Consider the following 15,757-nt stretch of genomic DNA (forward strand, 5'->3'; position numbering starts at 1 on the left):
TGGATAGCAAAATGGGTTCTGTGGTCATGTGCGCAATGCCCAAGCCGCGAAGAAGTCTTGGGAGCAGCCAGGAGGCGCGAAGGCGTGAGTGTATCCGGGGCAGCAGGGGCACCCCCAGCCATCATTTACATTCCAATGCACGACCCATGGCGGCTACCGCCTCGAAGATTCAGCTTTTCCCTGGTGCACATCTTTTCATGCAGTTACTTTCCTGTGGCACTCGCCCTCAACTCCGACAAATTGCGTGGTACCTGAGCACAGGAGCCTTGGCGCTAGGCGCAGGCGCCTGGGGATTCTGGCTGTTCGCATCAAGCCCACACCCACCAGCACCCGAGAGGGATTCCCTCCTTCTAGCACCCATGATCGGCGTGATCGAGAACTGCATCCTGCGTCCTTCAGATACAAGCGCAGCACCCAGCAACGGCCTTTCCCAAAAATGCGATGGTGAACAAGGGTCCGCTGCGGCGTTGGTGGAGTCGACACTTTCCGCCCTGGCACCCCATTCCACCGCTCAGCTGAAAAAGGTGCAGTTGGGCTACACACTCCCCGTGCCGTTGCTGCAGCTGATACGACAGACGCCTGCCGGATGGGAAGTGGATGTTGATACCGCCAACAAGTTTGCGAGAACGATTCGCGACAATGAGCGCCCTCTGATTCTTTACTTGTTCTCTTCGCACTTCTCGACAGGTGCACCGATCGAGAAAATTCTGGCATCCGATGGGGACAACATCGCATCGACCCAAGATGGGCGCCTGAGCACCGGCAGTTACTATGGTGAACCGGTCTACCACTGGTCCACGGCATCGACTCATAACGCCATCACCCGCTGGAGGGTGCGAACCATCAATACGTTGGTCGATCAAATTTGTCGCCTGCCCCCCAAAGACCGAGAGAAGATCCAGGGCATTACCTTGCTGGGCGAGACCCATCAATACTTTCCGAATTTTGAAAGTGGCATGGGCTTTGACTCGCCATATCGGGTCACGGATTACAGTCCACGCTCTGTGGCGGGATTTCAGTCTTTCCTCGCACAGAAATTCGATAGCATCGGCACGCTGAACAGGAGCGTGGGATCCAGTTACTCTTCGTTCAGCGACGTCAAGCCGCCATCCAAGGATATCCGTTCAGAAAAGCTCAGTGGCTTCACTGAGCATATCGACTCTTTTGCCCACGGCTCGCTGCCCATATCGGGGTGGGTCTATGTCCCAGCCAATCACGCCGGCAACACCTCATCGCCGAGGATTCAGATTTACCTCAATGGCAAGTTCTGGGGCAAAACCAATGTGAACATAAGACGCCAAGACGTCTTGGAAGCTCATCCAGAAATGGGCAATGCAGATACCGGCTGGAGAGTGGACATGGACTACCGGCGCATGCCCCTGGGCGTGCACAAGTTGGATATTTTCCTGGAGGCGGGCGGGGGTGGACTCACGCACCTCGGTTCGCGGCGCATTGTCTTGATGGACAAGAGTCAGGCAACGCCTCTGGAACACGCATCGTCAGCGCTGCCCCCGCGCATATCGGCACCATCATTTCCTTTCCATCTTGACCAACCCAGAGATTTGTATTCATACTATTACAACCCCTTGGTGCCACTCTGGCTGGAATTCCGCGAAAAACAAATCAAGGACTACATTGATTTCTTCGGCCACCTGCTCGCCGAATCATGTTTGTCGGGCGTTCCCAGGTACGCTCACCAGATATTTCCCTATGCCAATCCTAGCTGGGACTCCAACAAGCTGTCAGTGGGCTCATCACTCCAAGGAAGTAAGTCCTATCTTCCGGGCGTCAGTCTCTACGGCGATGCAACATACGGCACGTCATTCTTGTCTTGGCACCAGCGAGGTCCGCGCCGTCCGTATGGCATCACCGAGTTTCATCCGTTGAAGCCGTTGGATGCCAAGGCGATTCAGGACGTGATCGAAACCCATCGGCGCAGCGGCGCTAGGTTTTTGTCGTTCTTCCTTGAACCCCGCTGGGAAGGGACCGCGACTCCCAGGAATCACAATATATTTTCTTTCGACCCGAACAATCCGCAGTTTGGATCGGATGTACTGTATGAATCGGTTCGGCAGGTCATCTCTCGCTAGGGACCCGCTGCACGAATCATCGGGCCGTGTGCATCTGCGGTCTCGGGCGGCCTGCGGCGTTGCCAATACTCGCAATAGCTACGGCTATGGCTGCGTTTTGCGTCTTGCACTCCATCCCGATCCGCAGCGCACATTTGGCAGCTCGATTCCTGCAGAGGATCCCTAGCAAGCGAAGACGGCAAGAACATTGCGGCGAGAAGACATGATCAATCAAATGTCTCGGCCAGATGAAAGGCTGATCCTTCAGCATCTTTGGGCGAGACTTGGGGCGATACTCCATCCAGTTGCCAATCGATGCCAAGTGTCTTGTCGTTCCATACGACACATCGCTCATGGGCAGGCGCATAGTAGTCGGTGGTCTTGTAGAGAAAATCCGCACTCTCGCTGAGAACCACAAAACCATGTGCAAAACCAGGTGGCACCCACAGTTGACGCCTGTTGTCAGCGCTCAGCAACTCCCCCACCCATTGACCAAAGGTGGGTGAAGATCGGCGCATATCCACAGCCACGTCAAAAACAGCGCCGGAGACAACGCGCACGAGCTTGCCCTGTGGCTGTTGAATCTGGTAATGAAGACCCCGCAGCACTGATTTGGCGCTGCGGCTGTGGTTGTCCTGAACAAAGGTGCACTCGCGCCCTATCGCTTCCTCGAAACGCTGATGGTTGAAACTTTCGAAGAAAAATCCTCGAGAGTCCTCGAAGACTTTCGGTTCCAGCACGAGGACGTCGGGGATGAGTGTGGGAGTAACGCGCATGTCAACTTCAATCAAATGTCAATGGTGAGGGGTTGGAAGAGCCGGTACTGAAAACTGCTCAGGAGGCAGACCAGCCTGCCAACGATCGTGCATCGTCGTGAATGCGCGCTCAATGGCGGCGGTGAAAGCTGGGGTGTCAAACAACGGAAGATGCATTCGATGGGTCGACAGCTGCGTCTTCAATTGCGTCAAACGCTGTGGATCATCGGCAAGGGCCTTCGCCAGCGCGAAATACTCGTCGAGCGAGTGCGCGATCAGTTCGGGCAAGTGCGTCGCGTGAAGCAAGCTGGCCGCGACCCGACCTGCAAATGACTGGCCCTGCAACGTGACAACAGGCACACCGGCCCAGAGGGCGTCACTGGCCGTCGTGTGTGCGTTGTAGGGCAAGGTATCCAGCAGCAAGCCTGCATGCACATGCCGAGCCAAATGCATCTCCAGCGATCGACGCTGGGCAAAAACAAGCCGCTCCGCGGCCACACCACGGCTCACAGCCTCCGATCTGAGCCGCTGCTGGATGGTTTTGGATTCACAGATCAACCACAGCACGCTGCCCTTTACCTCGCGCAGCAACTTCATCCAGACGGCGAAAAAGGTCGGGGTTATTTTGTAGCAGTTATTGAAAGCGGCGAACACGAAGCCACTGGGGGGAAGCCCTTCATCCTTGCGCGAAGGAGCATCCGCCGCAATGCCTCTTCGGTTGTCATTGGCTTGATAGCAGGCAGGCATGTGCACGATCTTTTCAGCATAGTTCTGCTGACTGGAAAAGGGCGTGACGATCGCATCGCCAATCACATAGTCGAAGGCAGACACGCCCAAACTACCTGGGTACCCCAGATAGTTGACGACGATGGGCGCAGGACGCCGAAGCAGCGCAGAGGCCATGGCATTCCTCGTAAATCCTTTCAGGTCGACTGCAATGTCAATCTGAAGCGATCTCAAATGATTGGCAATCGACGCACTCGTCCAATCCCGCACATCCAGAAAATGCTCGAAGGATTTGCTGACACGGTCGCGCATCGGCGATCCGTCATCAGGCCCGAATGACACACCGAAGGTCTCAAAGCGCGAGCGGTCATGCGCTTCGAACATGCCGACAGCGAGATGAGAAGTGGCATGCTCGTGAAAGTCAGAGGAGAGGTATGCAACCTTGATTCGGCTGTTTCGAGGGCGCGGTGGATGATGAAAAGGAGAAATCTCTTCCCGAATCACAATGTCGTGCGCATATGCTGCGGCACACTTCAGATGGAGCGCTTCGTCTTCGCTGAAAGACAGCGCTTCGAAAGGCAACAGGGCAGGCCGGTCCTGTGCCACAGCTGCCTGAACTCGGGGGATGATGTCTGGCAAATCACTCCATTGACAAGACTCCATGGAGGCCCGCCAAAGACCCGTCCACGCGGCACCGCGGTCTGGCGCCAGATTCAGGGCTGCGCGAAATGCTTCGACAGCTTCCTCATGCCGAGAAAGTGCCTGCAAGATGGTGGCGCGGGTGATCCACGCCGTCACATATTCGGGGCGCATCGCGAGCGCCCGTGAAACGGCATGCAGCGCATCCTGCGTCGCACCGAAATCCTGCAATGCATTCGCAAAATTGTTCCATGCCAGGGGATCGCCGGGGTTGATCTCAACGCTGCGCTGAAGAAGTTCAACGGCTTGCTGGAGCTGCCCCAGTTGGCCCGCCAGTACACCCGATAAATGCAACGCCAACGCATGGCTGGGATTCTGCGCGAGCACCTGCCGATACAAGGCCTGCGCCGCAGCCTTGTGCCCGGATTTCTGCAAATCCAGACCGCGCTTGACCATCTCGAACAACGGATCAACCATGCTCATTTCGACCTGCCCACGTTTCGTTCACCTTCACCATCAGTAAACGACATCCCGAAGAAGGCGCATGAGATAACTGCCGTAACCGCTCTTGGCCAGCGGCTGCGCCAAGCGCTCCACCTGCGCGGCGTCTATCCACTGGCAGCGCCAGGCGATCTCTTCGGGACACGCAATCTTCAACCCCTGCCGGTGCTCCAGCGTCGCAATGAACTGCCCCGCCTCCAGCAGGCTCTCGTGCGTGCCGGTATCCAGCCACGCGTATCCGCGGCCCATGATCTCCACGTTGAGCTGGCCCTTGTCCAGGTACAGGCGGTTCAGGTCGGTGATTTCGTACTCGCCCCGCGCTGACGGCTTCAGGCTCTTGGCCAGTTCCACCACGCTGCTGTCATAGAAGTACAGGCCGGTGACGGCATAGCTCGACTTGGGCTGCGCGGGCTTTTCTTCCAGAGACAGGACCTTGCCCTGCGCATCGAACTCTGCCACGCCGTAGCGCTCGGGGTCGTGCACGTGGTAGGCGAAAACGCTGGCGCCGTCGGTGCGCTGCATCGCGTTTCCGAGCAGCTCATGAAAGTCGTGGCCGTAGAAGATGTTGTCGCCCAGCACCAGCGCGCTGGGCGCGCCGTCCAGAAACTTTTCGCCGATGACGAAGGCCTGGGCCAGGCCGTCCGGGCTCTCCTGCACCGCATAGTCCAGGCGGATGCCCCACTGGCTGCCATCGCCCAGCAGTTGCTCGAACCGCGGCGTGTCCTGCGGCGTGCTGATGATGAGGATGTCGCGGATGCCCGCCAGCATCAGTGTGCTCAGCGGGTAATAGATCATGGGCTTGTCGTACACCGGCAGCAGTTGCTTGCTGATGGCCAGGGTGGCCGGGTGCAGGCGGGTGCCGGAGCCCCCGGCGAGGATGATGCCTTTGCGTTGCGTCATGGTCAGGTGCCGTTCACAGAATTTCAGCCAGCATGCGCGCCACGCCCGCTTGCCAATGCGGCAGCTGCAGGCCGAAGGTGGCTTGCAGCTTGCCGGTATTCAGGCGCGAGTTGTGCGGGCGCACCGCAGGGGTGGGGAATGCGCTGGTCGGCACGGGCGCTACCTCTTTTGCTTTGATTTCGATAGCAGGTTGCGCAATCTGCGCCTGCGCCAGCACGTATTTGGCGTAGGCATTCCAGGTCGTCTCGCCCGCGGCCACGCAGTGGTAGAGGCCCGCATCCTGCGGGCGCTGCTGCAGGTGGCGGATGGCGTGGGCCGTCACGTCGGCCAGCAGGTCGGCGCCAGTGGGCGCGCCCCACTGGTCGTCGATCACCGTCAGGCGCTCGCGCTCCTGCGCCAGGCGCAGCATGGTCTTGGCGAAGTTGCCGCCGCGGGCGGCGTAGACCCAGCTGGTGCGCAGGATCAGGTGCTGGGCACCGGCTTCTGCAATGCGTCGTTCGCCTTCGAGCTTGGTGCGGCCGTACACGCTCAAGGGCGCGGCCGCATCGGTCTCCACCCAGGGGCGGCTGCCGCTGCCGTCGAACACGTAGTCGGTGCTGTAGTGCACCAGCCAGGCGCCGAGCCTTGCGGCCTCCTGCGCGATGGCGCCGGGGGTGGTGGCGTTGAGCGTGCGCGCAAAGTCGGGCTCGCTCTCGGCCTTGTCCACCGCGGTGTGGGCTGCGGCATTGACGATGACGTCGGGGCGCAGGGTGCGCACCGTCTCCACCACGCCGGCGGTGTTCGAGAAATCGCCGCAGTGCTCGGTGCTGTCGAAGTCCAGCGCCGTCACGGAGCCCAGCACCGACAGGCTGCGCTGCAGCTCCCAGCCGACCTGGCCGCCTTTGCCAAAGAGCAGGATGTTCATGCGCTGGCGTCCGCCACGGCCGCGGGCTCCTGCGCCGCGTACTGGGTCTGCACCCAGTCGCGGTAGGCGCCGGTCTGCACGCTGGCCACCCAGTCGGCATGGTCCAGGTACCACTGCACCGTCTTGCGGATGCCGGTGTCGAAGGTCTCGGCGGGCTTCCAGCCCAGCTCGCGTTCGATCTTGCGCGCGTCGATCGCGTAGCGGCGGTCGTGGCCGGGGCGGTCCTTCACATAGGTGATCTGGGTGCGGTAGCTCTGGCCGTCGGCGCGGGGGCGCAGCTCGTCGAGCAGGCTGCAGACCATGTTCACGATCTCGATGTTGGGCTTCTCGTTCCAGCCGCCGACGTTGTAGGTCTCGCCGGGGGCACCGGCCTCCAGCACGCGGCGGATGGCGCTGCAGTGGTCCTTCACGTACAGCCAGTCGCGCACCTGCATGCCGTCGCCATACACCGGCAGGTTCTTGCCGGCCAGGGCGTTGACGATCATCAGCGGGATCAGCTTCTCGGGGAAGTGGTACGGCCCGTAGTTGTTGCTGCAGTTGGTGGTGAGCACCGGCAGGCCGTAGGTGTGGTGCCAGGCGCGCACCAGGTGATCGCTGGCGGCCTTGCTGGCGCTGTAGGGGCTGTTGGGCTCAAAGCCGCGCGTCTCGGCAAACGCCGGGTCGGTGGGCGCGAGCGATCCATACACCTCGTCGGTGGAGACGTGCAGGAAGCGGAAGGCCGCGCGCTCGCTCTCGGGCAGTGCGCCCCAGTAGGCCCGCACGGCTTCGAGCAGGCGGAACGATCCCACGATGTTGGTCTGGATGAAATCCTCGGGCCCGTGGATGGACCGGTCCACATGCGACTCGGCCGCGAAGTTGACCACGGCGCGGGGCTTGTGCTCGGCCAGCAGGCCGGCCACCAGGGCGGTGTCGCCAATGTCGCCCTGCACGAAGACGTGGCGCGCATCGCCCTGGACACCGTCCAGGTTGTGCACATTGCCCGCGTACGTGAGCTTGTCGAGGTTGACCACGGGCTCGCTGGAAGCAGCGAGCCAGTCAAGAACGAAGTTGGCGCCGATGAAGCCTGCGCCGCCGGTAACCAGAATCATGGGTAAGCCGTCTGAGAATGCCTTGCGGCAAAGCTGGCGATTATCCCACCCGCGTTTCCGGCTGGACGTAACAAGCCCCAACGGGCACAGGCCGGCACCAGGACTCAGAAATGGATGCCGCGCATCATCTGCTGCAGGGCCACCGCCTCGGCCGACAACTGCGGCTTGGCGGCCTTGTCGCCCTTGTCCCCCTTGGCCGCGGCGGTGGAGTCCGGGAACATGCGAAAGCTCGTGTTCATCGTGATCTGCGCCACGCGCGGCACCAGGGCATGCAGGATCTGCCCGGTGATGCCCAGGCGGGTGGCGATGCGCACCGGCTTGAAGATGCAGGCCTGGGCGATCATGTCGGCCGCCTCCTCGGGGCTCAGCGTCGGCACGTTGTTGTAGATCTTGGTGGGCGCGATCATGGGCGTGCGCACCAGCGGCATGTTGATGGTGGTGAAGGTGATGCCCTGGTCGGCGAACTCGCTCGATGCACAGCGCGTCCAGGCATCGAGCGCCGCCTTGCTGGCCACATAGGCCGAGAAGCGCGGCGCATTGGTCAGCACGCCGATGGAGCTGATGTTCACCACATGGCCCTTGCGCCGGGCCACCATGCCGGGCAGGAAGCCCATGGTCACGCGCAGGCAGCCGAAGTAGTTGAGCTGCATGGTGCGCTCGTAGTCATGAAAGCGGTCGTAGCTCGACTCGATGGCGCGGCGGATGGAGCGGCCCGCGTTGTTGATGAGGAAGTCCACGCCGCCGTGCTTGTCGATCAAGAGCTGCACGAAGCGGTCGCAGTCGGCCATGTCGGCGATGTCGGCCGCATAGGCGATGAACTCGTAGCCCTTGGCCCGCGCTTCGGCGCAGGCCTCGTCGAGCTTGTCCTGGTCGCGCCCGCAGATCACCGTGGTGGCGCCCGCCTCGGCAAACTTGTGCGCGGCGGCCAGGCCGATGCCCGAAGAGCCCCCGGTCACCAGCACCACCTTGCCGCCCACCGTGCCCTTGAGCGAGCGGTCGATGAAGAGCTCCGGGTCCAGGTTGCGCTCCCAGTAGTCCCACAGGCGCCAGGCGTAGTCCTTGAGGTTGGGGCAGGTCACGCCCGAGCCCTTGAGCGCCGCCAGCGTCTCTCGGCAATCAAAGCGCGTGGGGTAGTTCACAAACGTCAGCATGTCCTCGGGCAGGCCCAGGTCCTTCAGCACGGCGTTGCGCACGCGGCGCACCGGGGCCAGTGCCATCAGGCCCTTCTTCACGCTCTTGGGGATGAAGCCCAGCAGCGCCGCGTTGATGAACAGGTTCATGCGCGGTGCGTGCGCTGCGCGGCTGAAGATGTCCAGCACGTCGCCCACGCGGTAGCCCACTGGGTCCACCAGGTGGTAGCACTTCTTGACGATGTCCTTCTGGTGGCTGATCACGTTCAGCGCATTGACCACGAAGTCCACCGGCACGATGTTCACGCGACCGCCCTCCAGGCCCACGGTGGGCATCCAGGGCGGCAGCAACTGGCGCAGGCGCTGGATCAACTTGAAGAAGTAGTAGGGGCCGTCGATCTTGTCCATCTCGCCGGTCGTGCTGTCGCCCACCACCATGGCCGGGCGGTACACCGTCCAGGGCACCTTGCAGTCCTGGCGCACGATCTTCTCGCTCTCGTGCTTGGTCTGGAAGTACGGGTGGTCCAGGCCCTCGGCCTCCTCGAACATGTCTTCGCGGAACACGCCCTCGTACAAACCGGCGGCAGCGATGGATGAGACATGGTGCAAGTGGCCGGCGTCGATGGCCTTGGCCAGGTCCACCGTGTTGCGCGTGCCTTCGATGTTCACGGCCACCTGGGTCTCTTCGTCGGCCCCCAGGTCGTACACCGCGGCCAGGTGGTAGAAGTGGTCGATCTGGCCCTTGAGCTTTTTGATGTCGTCCGCGGCCACGCCCAGCTTTTTGGCCGTGAGATCGCCGAACACCGGCACCGCGCGGGCGGCCGTCGTGCCCCAGAAGCTGCGCAGGTCGGCCACCTTGTCAGCGCTTTCGCGGCGGATCAGGAAATGCACCACCGCTCCCTTGCGCTCCAGCAGCTTCTTGACCAGCCGCTTGCCGATGAACCCTGTTGCCCCCGTCACGAAATACTGCATGGATAACTCCTGTGTGATCGCCCGATTCTTGCGCAGGCCCACCGGGCGCGGATTCAGCACAAACCCGCGCCGAATCGGGGGCAGCCCCGGCGCCGCCAGTAGACGGCACGCTCTACACTTTTAGGAGCCGGTGCCTACACCTTGCGCGCCGTGCGGCGTACAGTCCGGCCATGCGTGCAAGGCACCCTGCCCTGACAACCCCCACCATCCACACAACGGAGGCCCCATGGTCAAGAAACTGCAGAAACTCAGCGCTGACAACAAGAAGAGCAACGCCCAACTGTCGGGCACCGTGAAGGACTCCGCCCAGCAGATCTGGCTGGCCGGCCTGGGCGCCTTCTCCAAGGCCCAGGAAGAAGGCGGCAAGGTGTTCGAAGCCCTGGTCAAGGAAGGCCTGACCATCCAGCGCAAGACCCAGGCTGTGGCCGAAGAGAAAATCTCCGAAGCCACCAGCCGCGTGACCAACATGGCCACCGACATCGGCTCCAAGGCCCAGGGCCAGTGGGACAAGCTCGAGAACATCTTCGAAGACCGCGTGGCCAAGGCCCTGGCCAAGCTGGGCGTGCCCTCCGCCCGCGACATCGAAGCCCTGAACGCCCGCATCGACGCGCTGTCCAAGGGCACGAGCAAGACTGCACCCAAGGCCGCCGCAACGAAGAAGGCAGCTCCCGCCAAGAAGGCCGCCGCCAAGAAAGCGCCCGCCAAGGCCGCTGCAGCACCAGCCAAGAAGGCCGCCGCCAAGCCCCGCGCCGCCGCCAAGAAGGCGGCGCCCGCAGCATCCAACTGATGCTGCGGCACGCTACGGCACGGGCCATCCGCCCGCGCTGAAGAGGCCCAAGACAAAACGGCTGGCATGCCTTCGGCGTGCCGGCCGTTTTGCCGTGCGGCCCGGGCGCAGCGCGCCGCGCAAGGCCTATCAGATTTGATGCAATGCAGCATCTGCCGCTCGGTTAGAGTGTCGCCAGAGACAAGCACATACCGATCCCCAAAGACGCGAAGAGGGCCCGCCCACATGGTGAAGAAAGCGCCACGCCGCACCGCAGAACGCATTCTGGAAGTCACGCTCGACCTGTTCAACCGGTTCGGCGAACCCAACGTCTCCACCACGCTCATCTCCGCCGAGCTGCGCATCAGCCCCGGCAACCTGTACTACCACTACCCTGCCAAGGACGAGCTGATCAACGCGCTGTTCGATCGCTACGAGCTGTCGCTCAACGAACTGCTGGCCGCCGCCGACGGGGTGCGCAACGTGGAGGACGCCTGGTTCTTCATGCACACGCTGTTCGAGCTGATCTGGCAGTACCGCTTTCTGTACCGCGACTTGAACGACCTGCTGTCCAAGAACCGGCGCCTGGAGACGCACTTCCAGGCCATCCTGAAGAACAAGACCCGTGCGGTGCGCGCCATGCTGGACGGCATGGGCCGTGCGGACGCGCTGCACATCGACACGCGCGAGCTGGAGGCCACGGCGACCAGCATGGTCGTGGTGCTCACCTACTGGCTCAGCTTCGAGTACGTGCGCGACCCGCGCCGGGCCCTGGAGCCCGAGAGCGCGCAGGCGGCGCTGCTGCGCGGCGCCCACCATGTGCTCAACCTGCTGATGCCGTACCTGGAGGCCGGCCAGCGCGCGCACCTGCTGCAGCTCGTGGAGGCCTACGCCGCAGCGCCCGGCTGACGGGCCTGGGCTGCCCGCCACCACCCCCATATCTTCACCAACAAGAACCTCAGGAGACACAGACCATGGCCAAGTGGACCTCTTTCCCACACGCTGGTGAATACACGTTCGATGCTGCGAGCATCAAGAAGCAATGGGCGCGCCTGCACAACGGCGACGCCGAGCCCGTCCCCAAGGAGCCGGCCGTGCTGCAGGCCTGGGCGCTGTTCCACAGCGGCGACTTCGAGAAGGCCGCCGCGGCCGGCATCGCCGCGGGCGGCGCGGGCATCACCGTCGCCAACAAGGCCACGGCGATCTATGCCAACTACCTGGAGCAAAAGGAAAAGACGCGGCTCGACCTCTTCATGCAGGTGGCAGAACGCGCCGCAGCGCAGGCCGCAGCAGAGCCCGGCAATGCCAACGCCTGGTACTGGCATGCGTATGCGCTGGGCCGCTACAGCCAGGGCATCAGCGTAGCCAAGGCGCTGGCGCAGGGCCTGGGCGGCAAGGTGAAGGAATCGCTGGAAAAAGCCATCGCCCTGTCACCCAAGCATGCCGACGCCCGAATCGCCCTGGGCGCCTTCCATGCCGAGGTGATCGACAAGGTGGGCTCGCTGATCGGCGGCATGACCTACGGCGCGAAGAAGGACACGGGCCTGAAGCTGTTCCAGGAGGCGCTCAAGCTCAACCCTGGCTCGGCCATCGGCATGATCGAATACGCCAATGCACTGGTCATGCTGGAAGGCGACAAGAAGATGAAGGAAGCCACCCAGCTGTACGAGAAAGCCGCCGCGAGCGAGCCGGTCGACGCGATGGAGCGCCTGGACATCGAGATGGCGCGCGCGGAGCTGGAAGAGGAATAAGAGGGCATCCCCCTGAGGCGCTTCGCGCCTTCCCCCTTCTCTCGAATCACTGCGTGATTCGGGAAGGGGGACACCGCCAGCGCCCGCAAGCGGGGCGCCGCCTTTGCGGCTTGGCGGCCCTTGCGCGGCGGTCGCTGGTCTGGGCAGCGACCGTTTCCACAGGTCGTGTGCAAAGAAACGCTCTTCCAGAGACTGAGCCGTCGAAGGATGGATAGGAACCACTCGGAGCCAGTGGAGGCCTACACCTCAAGATCTCACGCACAGCCGCCTGCAGCGGCAGCTCTCAGCCCCCGAAGCGCCGCGCGGCGATCTCCAGCAGTCCGTCGAAGATCAGGTTGTCCACCAGCTCGAAGGGGCGGGTCATGCTGGGCGCCATCTTCCAGCCCGCGCCGCCGGTCATCAGGCAGGCCGGCTCCTCGCCGCAGTGCTGGATCACGTGCTGCACCATGCGCTCCACGGCCCCTGCGATGGCATAGGTGCCGCCGCTGGTGAGCGCGTCGCTGGTGTTGGTGGGGAACATGCGCACCTCGCCCGTGGGCACATGCAGGCCTGCGGTGCCGGACTCCAGCGCCCGCAGCATGATGCCGTGGCCGGGCAGGATCAGCCCGCCCATGAAGCGGCCCTGGGCGTCGATGCACTCCACCGTGACCGCCGTGCCCACCATCACCACCACCAGCGGGCGCGCGGGTCCCTGGCGCAGCACATGGTGGCGCGCGCCGACCATCGCCACCCAGCGGTCCGAGCCCAGGCGCGACGGATGGTCGTAGCCGTTGACCAGCCCCGCTTCTTCCGTGGACGAGACCACCCACGAGGGCTGCACGTCCCAGATCTCCATCTGCTCCTGCACGCGCCGCTTGACGGCATCGCCGGCCACCACGCAGCCCAGCATGCGCTCGGGGTGGCGCAGCGGCGCCCAGCTGCCTTCGGCGAGCCGGTCGATGTTGTCCAGGAATTCGGCGCCATGGGCCAGCAACGGGGCCCCGGGACGGGGTGCGTCGTACAAGGCCCACTTGAGGCGGGTGTTGCCGACGTCGATGGCCAGAAAAGTCATGCGGCGGATTATCACGAGTTTTGCCGCGCACCCTGATTCGGGGGCGACACAGGGCGACACAGGGCAACCCAGGGCAACAAGGGCCGAGACGGGGCACGCCGCGGCAGTTCGCCGGCGCGGTATTGTCAAAAATCGTTTCACGTCCCTGTCCGACACGGAGGGCGCGGGCTTTGCCGCTACATTGGTCCTTCCTGTTTTTGTTTCACTCTAGGAGGTACGACATGGGTCTTTTCAGTTTCATCAAGGAAGCCGGCGAAAAACTGTTCGGCGGCAAGGAAGCCCAGGCGGCCACTGCAGCAGCCCCCACGCAGGATGAACTCAACACCAAGGCGGCCAAGGCCATCGAGGCCTACATCGCGTCGCAAAGCCTGGGCGCCACCAACGTGCAGGTGGCCTTCGACGGCACGCAGGGCAAGGTCACCGTGAAGGGCACGGCCCCCACGCAGTCGGCGAAAGAAAAGGTCACCCTGTGCTGCGGCAACGTGGCCAACGTGACCAGCGTCGAAAACCTGATGGACGTGACCAACCCCGAGCCCGAAGCCCAGTACCACGACGTGGTGCGCGGCGACACGCTCTCGGCCATCGCCAAGAAGTTCTACGGCGATGCCAACAAGTACCCCGTGATCTTCGAGGCCAACAAGCCCATGCTGAGCCACCCGGACAAGATCTATCCAGGCCAGAAGCTGCGCATCCCAGAGGTTAAATAAGCCCCCCTGAGTCGCCTTCGGCGCCTTCCCCCGAGGGGGACGCACCCCGTAGCCCGGCAAAGCCGGTTCTACGGGAAGGATGGGCCACCCCCTTAGCCGCTGCGCGCCTTCCCCCAAGGGGGACGCACCCGGTGGCCCGGCAAAGCCGGTTCCACGGGTGCACTGGCGGAGGGCGGGGGTAATTTTGGCGCGGCGGGTCGGCGCTATCGCTGGGCCGTCCAACACCGTCGAATTCAAAGAAAAATAGCTGCTACCGCTTGATGGACAAGCGCTAGCAGCTATATTTTTAGGAGCATCAGCTCTGTTTCCATGGCAAGCCGTGGAAGCGCCAGCCGCCGCGTTGGCCGCGGTGGCCCTGGGCGTCGGGGTCGCCTTCGAAGCCTTCGAGGATGTTGTAGGCGGTCAGGCCCAGTTCCGTGGCGCGGCGGGCGGCGGCGATGGAGCGTACGCCGCTGCGGCACAGCAGCACGGCGGGGGTGCCGGCAGGGACGGCGGCGCGGATCTGTGCGTCGAAGTCGGCGTTCATGGCCATGCCGGGCCACTGCTTCCAGGCCACGGCCGCGGCGCCCGGCACCTGGCCGACCCAGTCGCGCTCGGCGTCGCTGCGCACGTCCACCAGCACGGCCTGGCCGGCCTCGACCCATTGCCAGGCCTGCTGCGGGGAAACATCGCCGGCGTATCCGTCGGCGGGGGTGATCGTCGGGCTTGCTGTCATCGGTCCACTCCTTCGTGTCTCAGTCTCGGGCCTTCACCACAGCGGCGCGGGCTCTTCGCGCAGGTGGCTGCGCAGCTGCGCGTAGTCGGGCACCACCGTGGCCACGGTGTCCCAAAAGCGCGGGCTGTGGTCCATCACGCGCAGGTGGGCCAGCTCGTGCGCCACCACGTAGTCGATGATGGCCGGGCGGTAATGCAGCAGCCGCCAGTTCAGGCGGATGGAGCCATCGGCCTTGGCGCTGCCCCAGCGGGTCTGCGCGCTCGACAGGCGCAGGCTGGCCCAGCGGACGCCCAGCAGCGGCGCAAAATGGTCGAGCCGCGCGGTGAAGTGGCGGCGGGCATCGCGCATCAGCCAGGCCTGCACGGCATCGCGGATCTGCGGGGGGCTGGCGCTGTGGGGCAGGCCGATGTGCAGGCTGCGGGCTTCGGCCGGGGCTGCGCCTTCCGGCGCGGCACCGCCGGGCACCTGGGGGGGCGACGACGGCGCAGCCGACACCAGCGCCCCACCCTTGCCGGTGAAGCAGTGGCTCGGGTCCAGCACCACGGTGAGCGGCTCGCCCAGGTACGGCAGCACGGCGCCATGGGCCCAGACGATGCGCCCGCCCTCCATGCGCTGCTGGCGCTCGCGCGCTTCGGCAAGTTTGCGCAGGATCCAGTCGGCCTTCTCGCGCAGTGCTGCGTCCACCGCCGACAGCGTGACCCAGCTGGGCGCGCGCACCGCCAGCCCGTCGGCGCCCACGGTGAAGCCGATGGTGCGGCGCCGCGCGCGCGCCAGGGCATAGCCCACCACGGCGTCGCCCAGCAGCACCTCGCGGTTGGCCTGCGGATGGCGGAATTCGGCGGGGGACAGCAGCGAGGGCAGCGGCACGCCCGGGGTGTGCACGGGGGGCGTGCGGACGGCCGGGGGGGCAACGGCCGGGGCCGCGTCCGCTATATTTTCAGTAGCACTTCCCGCCCTTCTCTGGCGCGGCAGAGGCACTTTCGGTACGGAGGGGGGGCTGGCAGGCGGCAGACCGGGCGCCCCGGGCGCTGCCGGGGGCGGGTCGAACAGGTCGAGCGCCAGTTGCACCAGCCGCTGCATCAC

Annotated in this window: 14 protein-coding genes; 5 read left to right on the forward strand and 9 right to left on the reverse strand. The window is 63.9% G+C overall.

Annotated elements, in window-relative coordinates:
- Positions 1–359: 359 nt before the first annotated feature.
- Positions 360–2,090 carry a hypothetical protein gene (locus ACIGHN_RS21875; protein WP_396506037.1) on the forward strand — a complete coding sequence of 577 codons (1,731 nt, stop codon included), beginning with the start codon at positions 360–362 and terminating at the stop codon, positions 2,088–2,090.
- A 206-nt stretch (positions 2,091–2,296) separates the two neighbouring features.
- Here the strand turns inward: ACIGHN_RS21875 and rfbC are convergent, their stop codons facing one another.
- The 6 genes from rfbC to ACIGHN_RS21905 form a co-directional block, all read right to left on the reverse strand.
- The gene (gene rfbC, locus ACIGHN_RS21880; RefSeq protein WP_396506038.1) at positions 2,297–2,845 is read right to left on the reverse strand and encodes a dTDP-4-dehydrorhamnose 3,5-epimerase; all 549 of its coding nucleotides are present in this window, start codon (positions 2,843–2,845) and stop codon (positions 2,297–2,299) included.
- 18 nt (positions 2,846–2,863) lie between these two features.
- A complete protein-coding gene (locus ACIGHN_RS21885) occupies positions 2,864–4,666 on the reverse strand; it encodes a tetratricopeptide repeat protein (RefSeq protein WP_396506040.1) in 1,803 nt (600 codons plus the stop codon).
- 39 nt (positions 4,667–4,705) lie between these two features.
- Positions 4,706–5,590: a glucose-1-phosphate thymidylyltransferase RfbA gene (gene rfbA / locus ACIGHN_RS21890; protein WP_396506042.1), complete on the reverse strand. Its 885-nt coding sequence runs from the start codon at positions 5,588–5,590 to the stop codon at positions 4,706–4,708.
- Between the two features lie 13 nt (positions 5,591–5,603).
- Positions 5,604–6,494, reverse strand: coding sequence for a dTDP-4-dehydrorhamnose reductase (gene rfbD, locus ACIGHN_RS21895; RefSeq protein WP_396506043.1), 891 nt, complete (start codon positions 6,492–6,494; stop codon positions 5,604–5,606).
- Entirely contained in the window at positions 6,491–7,582 is a 1,092-nt protein-coding gene (rfbB, locus tag ACIGHN_RS21900; protein WP_396506045.1) for a dTDP-glucose 4,6-dehydratase, read from the reverse strand. Before rfbB ends, rfbD begins: the two co-directional genes overlap by 4 nt.
- A 104-nt stretch (positions 7,583–7,686) precedes the next feature.
- Complete coding sequence (locus ACIGHN_RS21905) at positions 7,687–9,684, reverse strand: SDR family oxidoreductase (protein ID WP_396506046.1); 1,998 nt, start codon at positions 9,682–9,684, stop codon at positions 7,687–7,689.
- A 226-nt stretch (positions 9,685–9,910) separates the two neighbouring features.
- Between ACIGHN_RS21905 and ACIGHN_RS21910 the strand changes: the two genes are divergently transcribed.
- The 3 genes from ACIGHN_RS21910 (at position 9,911) to ACIGHN_RS21920 (ending at position 12,201) form a co-directional block, all read left to right on the forward strand.
- A complete protein-coding gene (locus ACIGHN_RS21910) occupies positions 9,911–10,471 on the forward strand; it encodes a phasin family protein (RefSeq protein ID WP_396506048.1) in 561 nt (186 codons plus the stop codon).
- A 225-nt stretch (positions 10,472–10,696) separates the two neighbouring features.
- Complete coding sequence (locus ACIGHN_RS21915) at positions 10,697–11,359, forward strand: TetR/AcrR family transcriptional regulator (RefSeq protein ID WP_396506050.1); 663 nt, start codon at positions 10,697–10,699, stop codon at positions 11,357–11,359.
- A 65-nt stretch (positions 11,360–11,424) separates the two neighbouring features.
- Positions 11,425–12,201 carry a hypothetical protein gene (locus ACIGHN_RS21920; RefSeq protein ID WP_056164107.1) on the forward strand — a complete coding sequence of 259 codons (777 nt, stop codon included), beginning with the start codon at positions 11,425–11,427 and terminating at the stop codon, positions 12,199–12,201.
- Positions 12,202–12,484: 283 nt separating this feature from the next.
- Here the strand turns inward: ACIGHN_RS21920 and ACIGHN_RS21925 are convergent, their stop codons facing one another.
- Complete coding sequence (locus ACIGHN_RS21925) at positions 12,485–13,252, reverse strand: type III pantothenate kinase (protein WP_056164110.1); 768 nt, start codon at positions 13,250–13,252, stop codon at positions 12,485–12,487.
- 221 nt (positions 13,253–13,473) lie between these two features.
- Here ACIGHN_RS21925 and lysM point away from each other — a divergent pair, with 221 nt between their 5' ends.
- Entirely contained in the window at positions 13,474–13,959 is a 486-nt protein-coding gene (gene lysM, locus ACIGHN_RS21930; RefSeq protein ID WP_056164113.1) for a peptidoglycan-binding protein LysM, read from the forward strand.
- A 295-nt stretch (positions 13,960–14,254) separates the two neighbouring features.
- On the opposite strand, the gene ACIGHN_RS21935 is transcribed toward lysM, so the two are convergent.
- Together ACIGHN_RS21935 and ACIGHN_RS21940 are read right to left on the reverse strand one after the other, a co-directional pair.
- Positions 14,255–14,674, reverse strand: a complete 420-nt coding sequence (locus ACIGHN_RS21935) for a rhodanese-like domain-containing protein (protein ID WP_396506053.1) — start codon at positions 14,672–14,674, stop codon at positions 14,255–14,257.
- 33 nt (positions 14,675–14,707) lie between these two features.
- Complete coding sequence (locus tag ACIGHN_RS21940; RefSeq protein ID WP_396506162.1) at positions 14,708–15,754, reverse strand: M48 family metallopeptidase; 1,047 nt, start codon at positions 15,752–15,754, stop codon at positions 14,708–14,710.
- Positions 15,755–15,757: the final 3 nt, after the last annotated feature.

Origin of the sequence: Acidovorax sp. NPDC077693, from assembly GCF_044542805.1 — a bacterium.
Classification (GTDB): Bacteria; Pseudomonadota; Gammaproteobacteria; order Burkholderiales; family Burkholderiaceae_C; genus Acidovorax.

Coding starts and splice junctions, on each gene's coding strand:
- ACIGHN_RS21875 (WP_396506037.1), top strand. CDS start 360: ATGATCGGCGTGATCGAGAACTGCATCCTGCGTCCTTCAGATACAAGC.
- rfbC (WP_396506038.1), bottom strand. CDS start 2,845: ATGCGCGTTACTCCCACACTCATCCCCGACGTCCTCGTGCTGGAACCG.
- ACIGHN_RS21885 (WP_396506040.1), bottom strand. CDS start 4,666: ATGGTTGATCCGTTGTTCGAGATGGTCAAGCGCGGTCTGGATTTGCAG.
- rfbA (WP_396506042.1), bottom strand. CDS start 5,590: ATGACGCAACGCAAAGGCATCATCCTCGCCGGGGGCTCCGGCACCCGC.
- rfbD (WP_396506043.1), bottom strand. CDS start 6,494: ATGAACATCCTGCTCTTTGGCAAAGGCGGCCAGGTCGGCTGGGAGCTG.
- rfbB (WP_396506045.1), bottom strand. CDS start 7,582: ATGATTCTGGTTACCGGCGGCGCAGGCTTCATCGGCGCCAACTTCGTT.
- ACIGHN_RS21905 (WP_396506046.1), bottom strand. CDS start 9,684: ATGCAGTATTTCGTGACGGGGGCAACAGGGTTCATCGGCAAGCGGCTG.
- ACIGHN_RS21910 (WP_396506048.1), top strand. CDS start 9,911: ATGGTCAAGAAACTGCAGAAACTCAGCGCTGACAACAAGAAGAGCAAC.
- ACIGHN_RS21915 (WP_396506050.1), top strand. CDS start 10,697: ATGGTGAAGAAAGCGCCACGCCGCACCGCAGAACGCATTCTGGAAGTC.
- ACIGHN_RS21920 (WP_056164107.1), top strand. CDS start 11,425: ATGGCCAAGTGGACCTCTTTCCCACACGCTGGTGAATACACGTTCGAT.
- ACIGHN_RS21925 (WP_056164110.1), bottom strand. CDS start 13,252: ATGACTTTTCTGGCCATCGACGTCGGCAACACCCGCCTCAAGTGGGCC.
- lysM (WP_056164113.1), top strand. CDS start 13,474: ATGGGTCTTTTCAGTTTCATCAAGGAAGCCGGCGAAAAACTGTTCGGC.
- ACIGHN_RS21935 (WP_396506053.1), bottom strand. CDS start 14,674: ATGACAGCAAGCCCGACGATCACCCCCGCCGACGGATACGCCGGCGAT.
- ACIGHN_RS21940 (WP_396506162.1), bottom strand. CDS start 15,754: ATGCAGCGGCTGGTGCAACTGGCGCTCGACCTGTTCGACCCGCCCCCG.